Consider the following 12712-nt stretch of genomic DNA (forward strand, 5'->3'; position numbering starts at 1 on the left):
CTTAGGAAAAGTTCATGCGCATCTTCACCGCCTCGCTGGCGACCGAAACCAACACCTTCTCGCCGGTGCCGACCGACCGGGCCTCGTTCGAGATCGCCTTCTATGCCGGTCCGGGCAAGCACCCGGAGACGCCGACGCTTTGCTCCTCGCCGATCGTGGTTTTACGCAAGCGCGCGGACAGGGAAGGGCTGACCGTCATCGAAGGCACCGCGACTTGGGCGGAGCCCGGCGGGTTGGTTCAGCGGCAGACCTATGAGGCGCTGCGCGACGAGATACTCGATCAGCTCAAGGCCGCACTGCCGGTCGATGCGGTGATCCTCGGCCTGCACGGCGCCATGGTCGCGCAAGGCTATGACGATTGCGAAGGCGATCTGCTGGAGCGTGTCCGCGCCATCGTGGGGCCGAAAGTGGTGATCGCATCGGAATTCGATCCGCACAGCCACCTGACCCCGAAACGCGTCGCGGCCTGCGATGTCATGGCCTATTTCCTCGAATTCCCGCACACCGACTTCTACGAGCGGGGCGAGCATGTCGTCGAGCTCGGTCTTGCCGCGGCGCGCGGCGATATCAAGCCGGTGATCTCCACCTTCGACTGTCGCATGATCCAGGTGCTGCCGACCAGCCGCGAGCCGATGCGCTCCTTCGTCGACAGGATCAAGACGCTGCACGGCAAGGACGACGTGCTGTCTATCTCGGTCGTCCACGGCTTCATGGCCGCCGACGTGCCGGAGATGGGCACGCGCGTCCTCGTCGTCACCGACAACGACAAGGCAAAGGGCGACAAGCTCGCGGAAACGCTGGGGCGAGAGCTTTATGCGCTGCGCGAACAGACGGCGATGACGATGCTGTCCGCAGCAGCAGGCATTGAGCAGGCGCTTGCAGTCCGGGCCAAGCGCAAGGACAAGCCGGTGGTGATCGCCGACGTCTGGGACAATCCAGGCGGCGGCGTGCCGGGTGACGGCACCTTCGTGCTGCGCGAACTGCTTGAGCGCGGTGTGAACAGGGTCGGCGTCGCGACCATCTGGGACCCGATCGCGGTGACCTTCTGCCATGCCGCCGGCGAGGGCGCGGTCATCGACCTGCGCTTCGGCGGCAAGGCCGGCCCTCAGGCCGGCGAACCGATCGATGCGCGTGTCACGGTGTTGAAGGCTGTCAGCGAAGGCTGGCAAAGCTTTGGCCCGAGTCGGGTGACATTGGGGCCGTCAGCGGTGGTACGCATCGAAGGCACCGAGGTCGAAATCATCCTGAACACCAACCGCACCCAGACCTTCGAGCCGGATATCTTCTCCAACATCGGCATCGATCCGATGGCAAAGGATATTCTGCTGATCAAGTCGACCAACCACTTCTACGCCGGCTTCGAACCGATCGCCGCCGAAATCATCTATGTCGCGGCGCCGAGTTCCTATCCGAGCAATCCGGCGGTGACGGACTACAGGAAGCTGACGCGGCCGATTTGGCCGCGGGTGGCGGATCCGTGGAAACAGCCAATCTCCACCCTTGTGGGGGAGATGCCCGGCAGGGCAGAGGGGGGCGCGAAGGATCGCGACCTTGCGTAGCTTGGGTAAAAACCAACCGACGTGTCGGCGCGACTTTGAGGGCCTGAAACGTCGGCGGGACAGCGCCCCCCTCTGGCCTGCCGGCCATCTCCCCCACAAGGGGGAGATCAGCCAATCATACCAGCCCCCGCTTCACCATCATCGCTTCAGGCGAAGGCATCTTCCCCCGGAACGCCGTGTAGAGCTCTTCCGGGTCCTTCGACCCACCCGCGGCGTAGATGTTCTTCAGCAGCCGCTCGGCCAGGTCCGGGTTGAAGGCATCGCCCGTCTCCTCGAAGGCCGAGAAGGCGTCGGCGTCGAGCACTTCCGACCACATGTAGGAATAATAGCCGGCTGAATAGCCGTCGCCGGCGAAGACATGGCCGAAATGCGGGGTGCGGTGGCGCATCGCGATCGTCTCCGGCATATGCAGTTTTTCCAGCGTTTCGGCCTCGAACCGAAGCGGCTCCTGCGGCGCGTCTGGCCGCGCATGATAGGCCATGTCGATCAGCGCCGAGGCGGTGAACTCGACCGTGGCGAAGCCGGCGCCGAAGGTGCGGGCGGCGAGCATCTTGTCGAGCAGCGCCTTCGGCATCGGCTTGCCGGACTTGACATGCAGCGCGTGCTTTTCCAGCACCGCCGGCACCGTCAGCCAGTGCTCGTAAAGCTGCGAGGGCAATTCCACGAAATCGCGGCTGACAGACGTGCCGGAAACCGACGGCCAGGTGACGTCGGTCAGCATGCCGTGCAGCGCATGGCCGAATTCGTGGAACAGCGTCTTCGCCTCATCGACCGACAGAAGTGCCGCCTCGCCGGCCGGCGGCTTGGCGAAATTCATGATGTTGTAGATCACCGGCTTAGCGCCCGGCCCAAGCTTGTAGCCGGACCGCAGCGCGCTCATCCAGGCGCCGGAGCGTTTTGACGGTCGCGCGAAATAGTCGGCCAGGAACAGACCTCGCTCGCTGCCATCGGCGTTCTTCACGACGAAGACCCTGGCATCGGCATGCCAGGCGGCGATGCCCTTCTTCTCCTCGAAGGTGATTCCGAACAGGCGTGTCGCCACATCGAAACAGGCTTCGATAACCCGTTCGAGCTGCAAATAAGGCTTCAGCTCCGCCTCGTCGAAGGCGAATTTCTCGGCTCGCAGCTTCTCCTGGTAGAAGCGCCAGTCCCAGGCCGCGAACTTCTCGTTGCTGCCGGCTTCCGCGGCCAGCCGCTCCAGCTCCTTCTGGTCGGCGGCGGCCTTCTCCAGCGCCTTTTCCCAGACCGGATCGAGCAGGTCGTGCACGGCCTTCGGCGTCTTCGCCATCGTGTCGTCGAGCTTCAGCGCCGCGAAGGAATCGTAGCCCAGAAGCTTCGCCTTCTCGGCGCGCAGCTTCAGCATGTCGCGTACGACATCAGTGTTGTCGGAGGCGCCGCCATTCTGGCCGCGCATGATGAAGGCTTTGAAGGCGATCTCGCGCAGGTCGCGGCGCTCGGAGAAGGTCGAGAACGGCTCGTAGATCGAGCGCGACAGCGTCACCGCATAGCGGCCCTTCTGGCCGCGCATCTCGGCCGCTTCGGCCATCGCGCTCTTCAGGAAATCCGGCAGGCCGGCCAGATCGGCCTCGTCGAGGAACAGCGCCCAGTCGCGCTCGTCGGTAAGCACGTTCTGGCCGAAATTGGTGCCGAGCGAGGAAAGCTCCTCATTGATCGCGGCGAGCCGCTTTTTGCCTTCGGCATCGAGCTTGGCGCCCGACCGGACAAAACCCTTCCAGGTCTTTTCCAGCACGCGCAACGTTTCGGCGTCGAGCTTCAGGCTCTCGCGTCGCTGGTAGAGATCGTCGATGCGGGCGAACAGCTTCTCGTTCATCGAGATCGCCGAGAAATGCCGCGACATCTTTGGCGAAACCTCGCGTTCCATCGCCTGGATCGTGTCGTTGGTGTGGGCGCCGGCCCGGCACCAGAAGATCGAAGAGACATGGTCGAGCGCATCGCCGGCCAGCTCTAGCGCGGCCAGCGTGTTCTCGATGGTCGGAGCCTCGCTGTTGCCGGCGATCGCGTCGATCTCGCCCTGGTGCGCCGCAAGCGCCGCGTCGAACACCGGTCCGAAATCATTGTCGCCGATCCGCGAGAAATCCGGCAGGCCGAGCGGCCCCTGCCAAAGGGTCAGCGGATGGGCGGCTAGGTCGACGGCTTTTGACATGGGTAAATCCAATTGGGAGTTTCGATAGGCGGCGGGCAGTCCCGGATGTAGGGCGATGCCGCGCATCGCGCAACTCGGGCTTCGCACTAGTAGCCGCTGCAATCCTGCGCCACCGTCGTCTGCGTGCTCGCTGTGATGCGGCCGCCGGCGACGGTGAAGGTCTCGCGCATCAGCGCGTCGTTGTTGGGAAAATCGTAGCAGGCGAGCACCGTGGTCTCGCCGTTCTCGCTCTTTTCGATGCGATGGCGGATCGCGGCGCCAGCGACCGTGGCTCGCCATTCGTCGATCGAAGCGATGAAATCTTCCTTGGTCTGGACGACGCCGATGTCGTCTAGCTTCATGCGCACGTCGTCGGAAAGGAGATCGGACAATTCGGTGCGGTCGGCGGCCAGCAGCGCCGAATACCAGCGATCGATGATGGCGCCGTCATCGGCGCTGGCGCTAACGATCGACGTCAACAGCAGCGCCGCCGCGACAAAGATCCTCCACCAGCTGCGCTGCATCACGCCTCCGCTAAAGTTCGGGCCGCTCGAAATCACCGGTTTCCTTGTTCATCACCCACAGCTCCCCGGCCGAGATGTCGAACCACGCGCCGTAGAGCGAGAGCCTGCCCTTACCTTCGAGGATCGAGACGCAGGGAAAAGTCCTGAGATTGGCGATGGAATAGCGGATGGAAATACGCTCCAGCGCCGTCTGGCGCTCGGTCGCCGTCATCATCGTGCTGGAGGCCACGGTCTCCGCGGCCGGCGCGATCAGGCTCATCCATTTGCCGATGAAATCGCCGGGCGACAGCGGCGCGGAGTTGGTGTCGAGCGCAGCGCGGATGCCGCCGCAGCGGCCATGGCCCATCACCACGATGTTCTTCACCTTGAGGCTTTGCACGGCGAATTCGAGCGCGGCCGAGGTCGAGTGATACTCGCCGTCCGGCTCGTAGGGCGGCACCAGATTGGCGACATTGCGCAGCACGAAAAGCTCGCCCGGCCCCGCATCGAAGATCGCTTCCGGCGCCGAGCGCGAATCGCAGCAGGCGACGATCATCGTCTCGGGCGCCTGGCCGTCGCGCGCCAGCGAGCGGTAGCGGTCGCTTTCGGCAGGGTAGCGGCCGCTCATGAAGTTGCGATAGCCGGCGAGGAGGTGCTCGGGGAGGTGAGGCATGGGCGGCTAGAGCCTTTCCGGGGGTTGGAGGCGGCAGCTCGTTGCGATCGAAAAAAGCCTCTAGCGGCAAATGCCGGTCGCGGGCAATGCCGAATTGCGGATGGCGGCGTCGCAATCGCATGCCGCAAAAAGCTGCACAGGCCGATTTTGCCTCAAGCCCAGATGGCGACCGGGATGCCGAAGCGGTCGGTCAGAGGCGGATCGGGCGAAGGCCGCGCCACGCCGCTGGCGATACGCCCGGCAATCAGCATCATCGCCGCCGCGTCGAGGAAGTCGTCGCTCGCAGCACCCCGTGGCGGCGCCTGATCGAGGAAGGCTTTTTCATAGCCATGCCGGCAAAGCAGCGCCTTGCGTTCCTCCATGCCGGCCGGGTTGACCGAGCCCTTGATCTTCTTCGGCAGCGCCATCGCCGTGCCGCCATTCAGCCGGCAGAAGGCCACTTCCGGGTGCGATTCGAAGACACGGCCGCGCAAATCCGGCTTTGCGATCAGCAAAGCGTCGATCTCGCGGATCTTCGAAAAGATGCCGAAGGCCTGGATGGAAACGCCGCGCGGCGGGTCGGAGGTCCCCATCGCCACCGCGCTTGCCCGCCGGTGCGCTGCATACCAGGCCTCGATCGTGGTGAAGTCGCTGGTATCGGCGTAGAGCGCCGCGCGTGACGGGATGGCGAACACGCTTGATTGCCGCGCCCCGAGCAGCCGCCGCACCAGCGCCTCCGGTCCGCGTCCGCCCTTGCTGGAAAAATCCGGCAGTCCGATCGGCATGTCGACGGCGATGGTCGCATCCGCCAGCGCGTCGAGCAGCGCCTCGAATCTCGGAAAGACGGAAACCGAAGGCGGCGCGCCCGCCATGCGGTGGACGGCGATCCAGCCGGCCTTGCAGCCGTCGACGCCGGCCAGCGCGTGGCCGGCCGGTTTCACGCCCGCTTGTCCCGTCCAGGATGCAAAAGATGACGCAGCTGCACCATCGCCATCGGATGCGACAGGCTCTGCGCGTCGGTTTCGAGCTGCAGCTCATCGCCGCCGCGCTTCGCGGTGCGGGCGAGGATCTCGTAGACGGCCGCCGTGGTCGATTGCAGCGCCTTGACCGGCGGCTGGCCGGAAAGCACGCGCGCCAGATAGACCGCGGCGGTCAGGTCGCCGAGTCCGTTCGGCGGCTTCTCGATCACGCGGTGCTCGGCGAGCAGCGCCTGGCTGCCGTCGAGCAGGAAATTGCCGGTGCCACCGGTCATCATCGCCGGCGCGGAAGTCACCAGCATGGTGGACGGGCCGGCGTGAAGGGCCGCCGCCGTCACCGCCTTGATGTCGGGCAGCGGCGCGCCCGCCATCCATTCCAGCTCATAGCGGTTCGGCGTCGCGATATCCGCGATTGGCATCAGCTTGTCGCGCATGGCGGCGGCCGTCGCCTCCGGAACGTAAAGCCCGCCGGAATCACCCATCACCGGGTCGCAGACGTAAAGCGCGTTCGGCGTCTTCTCCTTGACTGCGGCAACCAGCGAGGCGACGGCCTCCGCCTGGCCCGCCTCGCCGAGATAGCCCGACAGCACGGCCCGCACCTCGCCCAACCAGGGCGCGCGCTCGAGATCGGCCATCAGCGCCTTGAACTGATCGAACGGCGGCACGATGCGCGTGGCGCGGCTGTGACCCGGATGCCAGGGCAGGATGACGGTCGGCACCGCCCAGACCGGAAAGCCCAGGGTCTCCAGCGCGAAGACGGCGGCGCGGTTGCCGACCGAGCCGCGCGCGACATGGCTGGAGATGACGATGACCGCGCGCGGCGCGTCGGTTTTTTCTGCATTCATGGAATCTGAGTCCTAGCCGCCACGCGTTGCGACATACACCAGCCAGACCAATAGCCCAATGGCGATGATGAAGCCGAGTGTTCGGCCAATGCGGGTTCCCCAATATTCGATCGGGTCGGCACGGTCGGCATCGGCGGCGGTCACGCGGTCGCGTGCGTCCTTCGCCGCCCGCACGATGAACGAGGCGCCGCCTGGCGCCGTCTCGCGCTCGACGCGTTCGAGGATGCGGCGCGATTCGGTCTCGTCGTCCCGGCGCTCAGCCATGGCAATTGCCCTTTCCTGCCCGCAGCTTAGCCTGTTCGCGCAAGTATTCACAGAGGCGCATGAACGAGCCGGAGCCGGTGTCATGAGCCGGACATTTTCTTGCGCGTGGATTGTGGTAATGCTTCGCACGCAACTTCTGTCGAGGGACCAATCATGATTACCGAGCGCCTCTCACCGCCCTCCCTTTTCCGCGCCCTGCCTGCCTTGCTGATGATGGCTTTCGTGCTGCCGCTGCTTGCCGGCTGCGGCTACAACACCATTCCGACGGCGGAGGAGAACGCCAGGGCGGCCTGGAGCGAGGTGCTCAACCAATATCAGCGCCGCTCCGACCTGATCCCGAATCTGGTCGAGACGGTGAAGGGCTATGCCTCGCATGAAAAGGACACGCTCGACGCGGTTGTTCAGGCGCGCGCCAAGGCAACGCAGATCACGGTGACGCCGGAGACGCTGAAGGATCCCGAAGCGCTGAAGAAGTTCCAGGATGCCCAGGCCGGGCTGACCAGCGCGCTGTCGCGGCTAATCGCGGTGTCGGAAGCCTATCCCGATCTCAAGGCCAACCAGAACTTCCTGGCGCTGCAGGCGCAGCTCGAAGGCACGGAGAACCGTATCGCCGTCGCGCGCCGTGACTACATCCAGGCGGTCAGGGACTACAATCTGACGCTGAGGACCTTCCCGTCCGTGCTGTGGGCGACCTTCTGGTTCCGCGGCAACGAGCCCTTCGCCAACTTCACCGTCGACGAAGACAAGATGCAGGTGCCGAAGGTCGATTTCGGCACGAGCACCACCAAGCAGGGCGGGTGAGCGGACATTCAATTGAGTTTGTCAGCTTTGCGTTCCTTCGCGCCCCCCTCTGTCCTGCCGGACATCTCCCCCACGAGGGGGGAGATCGGATGTCGCGTCGGCTTTCGCCAATCGCCAAGGTCTGAAAGGGAGAGCCGGCGGCCAAACCGCCAATCTCCCCCCTCGTGGGGGAGATGGCCGGCAGGCCAGAGGGGGGCGCGACAGAATGCCTTCTATGGCGTTTTGCTGAGCATCTTCTCGCTTCTCCTCCCCCTCGCCGCCCTGGCCGCCGATCTCCCCGCCCTCACCGGCCGCGTCGTCGACAATGCCGGCATCATCGATGCCGGCACCCGCGTGGCGCTGACGCAAAAACTCGCCGACTTCGAAACCAAAGGCTCCGACCAGATCGTCGTCGCCACCATTCCCAGCCTCGGCGGCGAGGAGATCGAGCCTTACGCCAACCGGCTGTTCCGCTTCTGGAAACTCGGCCAAGCCAAGCAAAACAACGGCGTGCTGCTCCTGGTGGCGCCGAACGACCATAGGATGCGCATCGAGGTCGGCTATGGGCTGGAAGGCACGCTGACCGACCTGCACACCAAGCTGATCATCGAGAACGACATGGTGCCGGCCTTCCGCGCCGGCGATTTCTCCGGCGGCATCACCAAGGCCGTCGACGACATGATCATGGTGCTGGAGGGCAATCCGGAGGAGCTGGAGGCGCGCGGCAAGCGCAGCGAGCAGGCGCCGTTCAATTCCGACGACCTGTTCTTCGCCATCTTCATCACCATCTGGGCGCTGATCTTCTTCGGCGGCATCGCGATGACGGTGCTGCCGCCGATTTTCGGCCAGAAGATCGGACCCGGCCGCTACCGCTGGCTCGGCATGACCTTCGATCAGAACCGGCGCTCTTCTTCGGGTGGCTGGTCGTCGGGTGGCGGCGGCTGGTCCTCAGGCGGCGGGAGCTGGTCCTCGGGAGGCGGTGGTGGCGGATTTTCCGGCGGCGGCGGCTCGTCGGGCGGCGGCGGCTCCTCGGGAAGCTGGTGAGGCACCATGGCAACGCGATCGATCAGCGCTGAGGATCATGACCGGATCGCCGAGACGATTCGCAGCGCCGAATTGAAGACCGACGGCGAAATCTACTGCGTCGTCGCGCATTCGAGCGACGGCTATTTCTTCCCGGCCGCCTTCACGGCGACACTCGGCCTGTTCGTTGCCAGCCTCGCCGTCGCCTACGGGCTAGAGGGTTTGTGGCTGACCATCCGGCTGCCGCATTTCGTGCTGGCGCAACTGCTCGCGTTCGTCTCGGCGCTTGCCTTGCTCTGGTTCCTGCCCGCCTTGCGTATTCATTTCGTGCCGCGAAGGCTGCGCTATGAGGCGGCGCACGCCAATGCGATGAAGCAGTTCCTGGCGCGCAACGTTCATCGCACGAGCGCGCGCACCGGCGTGCTCGTCTTCGTCTCCATTGCCGAGCGTTATGCCGAGGTCGTCGCCGACGCCGGCATCAACGCCAAGGTCGATCAGCATGTCTGGGACAGCGTGGTACGCGACCTGACCAAACATGCCGCCGACGACCGATTGGCCGATGGTTTTGTCCATGCGATCGAGGCTGTCGGCGCGGTGCTCGCCCAGCATTTCCCGGTCACCGAAGGCGACACCAACGAGCTCGACGACCACCTCGTCGAAATCTGAAATCTCTCCTGCCCACGACTTTTTCGCCTGTGCGAAATCGCCAACGTGGCATGCCGGACTCTTTGCAATCGGCCGATGCGGGTCTATGGTTAACCAATCATGAACACGCTGACGATCGACATCCGGAAAGCAGAGCCTCGCGACGCGAGCGCCATCGCCGAGGTGCACCAGCAGGCCTGGCGCGGTGCCTATTCCGGCATCATCCCGCACCGCACGCTGACCTCGATGATCAACCGCCGCGGCGTCGACTGGTGGGCCAACGCGATCCGCCGCGCCGCCACCGTGCTGGTGGTCGAGATCGGCGGAACCGTCGCCGGCTACGCCACGATCGGCAAGAACCGCGCCCGCGAGCTCCGCCAGCAGGGCGAAATCTACGAGCTCTATCTGCGGCCGGAATATCAGGGCATCGGGCTCGGCAGCCGGCTATTCAAGGCGGCCAAGGCCCGGCTCGCCGACCACGGTCTGCGGGGCCTTGTGGTGTGGGCGCTGGAAGACAATCACAACGCCTTGGCGTTCTATGCCGGCAATGGCGGCCGCGATATCGCCGAAGGCGTCGAGGTGTTCGAGCACAAGGCGCTGAAGAAAGTCGCTTTCGTCTGGAACGACTAGAGCAATTCCAGCAAAAGTGTGGGCGGTTTTCCGCCCGGAATTGCGTGAAAACGATGAGATAGAGCGGTTCGCCGTTCCGTGGAACGGTGAACCGCTCTTGCATCGCCTCTAAGTTACAAGTGATCACAAACTGTGCGCTTCTATTAGCGTCCGGCGCTATTCGACGCATTGCACCATGACGCGTCCCCCGCTATCGGTCTTGTCAATCGAGAGAGGGATTTAGCCATGCGTATTGAAGCCGTGCCAACCGGAAAGAACCCGCCTGACGACGTCAACGTCATCATCGAGGTGCCGATCGGCGGCGAGCCGATCAAATACGAGATGGACAAGGAAGCCGGCACGCTCTTCGTCGACCGCTTCCTGCACACCTCCATGCGCTATCCCGGCAATTACGGCTTCGTGCCGCACACGCTGTCGGGCGACGGCGACCCGATCGACGTTCTGGTCTGCAACACCCGCGCGCTGGTGCCGGGCTGCGTCATCAATGTGCGGCCGATCGGCGTCTTGATCATGGAAGACAATGCCGGCCAGGACGAGAAGGTGATCGCCGTCCCCTCGCCCAAGCTGACGCTGCGCTACGAGAACGTCACCGAATACACGCATCTCCCCGACATAACGCGCCAGCAGGTGCAGCACTTCTTCGAGCACTACAAGGATCTCGAGCCCGGCAAATGGGTCAAGATCGAGGGCTGGCACGATTCCAAATACGCCAAGAAGATGATCGTCGATGCGATCGAGCGGGCAAAGGCGGCTAAAGCCTAATTACCGCACCGCCTTCTCGCCGCCGGCCGCGGTGATCACGCCGACGATGATCAGCCCCGTCAGCACCAGCCGCACGCCGGCGCTGACGCCGAACGTGTTAAGCATGGTGAGCAGCAGCACCAGGAACAGTCCGGCGCCCCACACGCCGGGCACGTTGGCCTTGCCGCCGGCGACCGAGGTGCCGCCGATGACGACGACCGCGATCGAGGCGAGCAGATATTCGTTGCCGATATCGACATTGGCGCCGCGGAAATAGCCGGCAAGCAGCGCCCCGTCGATGCCGCCCAGCGCGCCGCACAACGTATAGGTGAGGAAGCGGATGCGGCCGACATGGACTCCGGCCAGCCACGCAGCGCGGATGTTCTGGCCGATCGCCAGCACCGAGCGGCCATAGATCATGCGCTGCAGCGCAAGTGCGGCGCCGACGGTGAAGACCACCGTCAGCATCGCCAGCACCGGGATGCCCAGCACCTGCCAGTTGGTGAAGTCGGCGAAGCCGGGCGGCGGCTTGATCTGCAGGCCGCGGCCATAGCTGATGTCGACCGACTGGATGATGAAGCTGGCCGACAGCGTCGCAATGATCGGCGGGATGCGAAGCGCCCAGATCAGCAGATAGTTGATGGCGCCGATCGCGGCACCCGTGGCAAGTGCCGCGAGCAGACCGACGACGATCATGGAATCGCTGCCGCCCATCACCTTCATGGCGACGGCGCTCGCCAGCCCGATATTGGCGGGCAGCGACAGGTCGACATTCCCGGGTCCGAGCGTGATGACGAACATCTGGCCGACGCCGACGATGACGGTGAAGACGGCAAGCGACAAGGCAGCCGTGACCATGCCGCCGGCGCCGTAGCCGCCGGTGAACGCGACCGTCGCCAGCCAGACGACGAGCGCGCCGACGAAGGACCAGATCCAGGGTTTTTCCAGCAGCGTGCGCACCGAGGTCATCGCTTACCGCTCCCTGCGGCTGATCAGGACGCGCGCCGCCAGCACGATGATCAGGATCGCGCCATTGGCGGCGACCTGCCAGTCGGGCGGGATATGCATGAAGGTGAGCAGCGGCGAGGCGGCCAGCGCCAGCGTTAGCGCCCCGAGCACCGCGCCGATTGGCGACACGCGGCCGCCGACGAACTCGCCGCCGCCCAGGATGACACCGGCGATCGACAACAGCGTGTAGCCATTGCCGATATTGGCGTCGGCCGAGGTGGTGATCCCGATCAGCGCCATGCCGGAAAGCACGCCGAACAGCCCGGTCAGCGCGAAGAGCACGATCTTGGTCCTGAGCAGCGACCAGCCGGCGCGCCTGAGCGCCGCCGCGTTGCCACCGGAACCGCGCAGGATCACGCCATAGGAGGTCCGCATCAGGCCGAAATGCACGATCGCCGCGATGATGAGCGCGGCCAGGATCGGGAACGGGATGTAAGGCGGCTTGAAGGACAGGATCGAAAGCAGCCAGTCCGGCGCCTTGCCGCCGGGTTTGGGCAGGACCAGGATGGCAAGCCCTTGCCAGACGAAGCTCATGCCCAGCGTCACCACGATCGACGGCAGGTTGCGCAGATGGATCAGCGCGCCGAGCAGCGCGTAGACGGCGATCGAGCCCAAAAGCACGACAATGCCGATGAGCGGCGCATCTCTCAGCCATGTCGCTGTGACGCAGCCGACGAAGCCGACGAACGTGCCGATCGACAGATCCAGCTCGTTGCCGGCGATCACGAACATCTGCGCGATCGTCGCCAGCGCGATCGGGATCGCCAGATTGAGCATCAGGTTGAAGCCGAAATAGCTGATGGCGCGCGGGTTGAGCCAGGCGATCGCGATCAGCACCAGCGCCAGCGACAAAGCCGGCAAAAGACCGCGCAACATGCGTGCCCTGGCGGCACCGCCGCGCGGCGAGGATCTTGGGATCGTGCCGGGAGCAATCGCGGTCAT

The 12712-nt window shown here is 64.9% G+C and carries 14 protein-coding genes; 6 read left to right on the top strand and 8 right to left on the bottom strand.

Annotated features, from left to right (window positions below; all coding sequences use genetic code 11):
- The first annotated feature begins 14 nt into the window (after positions 1–14).
- Positions 15–1559, top strand: coding sequence for a M81 family metallopeptidase (locus EN869_RS25055; protein ID WP_127228988.1), 1545 nt, complete (start codon positions 15–17; stop codon positions 1557–1559).
- 115 nt (positions 1560–1674) lie between these two features.
- On the opposite strand, the gene EN869_RS25060 is transcribed toward EN869_RS25055, so the two are convergent.
- The 6 genes from EN869_RS25060 to EN869_RS25085 form a co-directional block, all read right to left on the bottom strand.
- The gene (locus EN869_RS25060; RefSeq protein WP_189341261.1) at positions 1675–3723 is read right to left on the bottom strand and encodes a M3 family metallopeptidase; all 2049 of its coding nucleotides are present in this window, start codon (positions 3721–3723) and stop codon (positions 1675–1677) included.
- Between the two features lie 86 nt (positions 3724–3809).
- A complete protein-coding gene (locus EN869_RS25065; protein WP_127228986.1) occupies positions 3810–4226 on the bottom strand; it encodes a nuclear transport factor 2 family protein in 417 nt (138 codons plus the stop codon).
- Between the two features lie 10 nt (positions 4227–4236).
- On the bottom strand, positions 4237–4878 hold the full coding sequence (locus EN869_RS25070) for a carbonic anhydrase (protein WP_127228985.1): 642 nt from the start codon (positions 4876–4878) through the stop codon (positions 4237–4239).
- Positions 4879–5030: 152 nt separating this feature from the next.
- Positions 5031–5798 (bottom strand): DUF429 domain-containing protein, encoded by a 768-nt coding sequence (locus EN869_RS25075; protein WP_127228984.1) that lies wholly within the window; start codon positions 5796–5798, stop codon positions 5031–5033.
- Complete coding sequence (gene pdxY, locus EN869_RS25080; RefSeq protein WP_127228983.1) at positions 5795–6679, bottom strand: pyridoxal kinase PdxY; 885 nt, start codon at positions 6677–6679, stop codon at positions 5795–5797. The genes EN869_RS25075 and pdxY overlap by 4 nt, the downstream gene beginning before the upstream one ends.
- A 12-nt stretch (positions 6680–6691) precedes the next feature.
- A complete protein-coding gene (locus EN869_RS25085; RefSeq protein ID WP_127228982.1) occupies positions 6692–6943 on the bottom strand; it encodes a hypothetical protein in 252 nt (83 codons plus the stop codon).
- A gap of 153 nt (positions 6944–7096) precedes the next feature.
- Between EN869_RS25085 and EN869_RS25090 the strand changes: the two genes are divergently transcribed.
- From EN869_RS25090 to ppa, 5 genes are all read left to right on the top strand, one after another.
- Positions 7097–7744 carry a LemA family protein gene (locus EN869_RS25090; protein ID WP_127228981.1) on the top strand — a complete coding sequence of 216 codons (648 nt, stop codon included), beginning with the start codon at positions 7097–7099 and terminating at the stop codon, positions 7742–7744.
- 222 nt (positions 7745–7966) lie between these two features.
- Positions 7967–8767: a YgcG family protein gene (locus tag EN869_RS25095; protein WP_135907149.1), complete on the top strand. Its 801-nt coding sequence runs from the start codon at positions 7967–7969 to the stop codon at positions 8765–8767.
- 6 nt (positions 8768–8773) lie between these two features.
- Positions 8774–9412, top strand: a complete 639-nt coding sequence (locus EN869_RS25100; protein WP_127228980.1) for a TPM domain-containing protein — start codon at positions 8774–8776, stop codon at positions 9410–9412.
- Between the two features lie 99 nt (positions 9413–9511).
- Positions 9512–10021 (top strand): GNAT family N-acetyltransferase, encoded by a 510-nt coding sequence (locus EN869_RS25105; RefSeq protein ID WP_127228979.1) that lies wholly within the window; start codon positions 9512–9514, stop codon positions 10019–10021.
- Positions 10022–10246: 225 nt separating this feature from the next.
- Complete coding sequence (ppa, locus tag EN869_RS25110) at positions 10247–10783, top strand: inorganic diphosphatase (RefSeq protein WP_127228978.1); 537 nt, start codon at positions 10247–10249, stop codon at positions 10781–10783.
- Here the strand turns inward: ppa and EN869_RS25115 are convergent, their stop codons facing one another.
- Together EN869_RS25115 and EN869_RS25120 are read right to left on the bottom strand one after the other, a co-directional pair.
- Positions 10784–11731, bottom strand: a complete 948-nt coding sequence (locus tag EN869_RS25115; protein ID WP_127228977.1) for an ABC transporter permease — start codon at positions 11729–11731, stop codon at positions 10784–10786. It abuts the gene before it with no gap.
- 3 nt (positions 11732–11734) lie between these two features.
- Entirely contained in the window at positions 11735–12712 is a 978-nt protein-coding gene (locus EN869_RS25120) for an ABC transporter permease (protein WP_167498657.1), read from the bottom strand.

Origin of the sequence: Mesorhizobium sp. M2D.F.Ca.ET.226.01.1.1, assembly GCF_004022705.2 — a bacterium.
Lineage (GTDB): Bacteria > Pseudomonadota > Alphaproteobacteria > Rhizobiales > Rhizobiaceae > Mesorhizobium.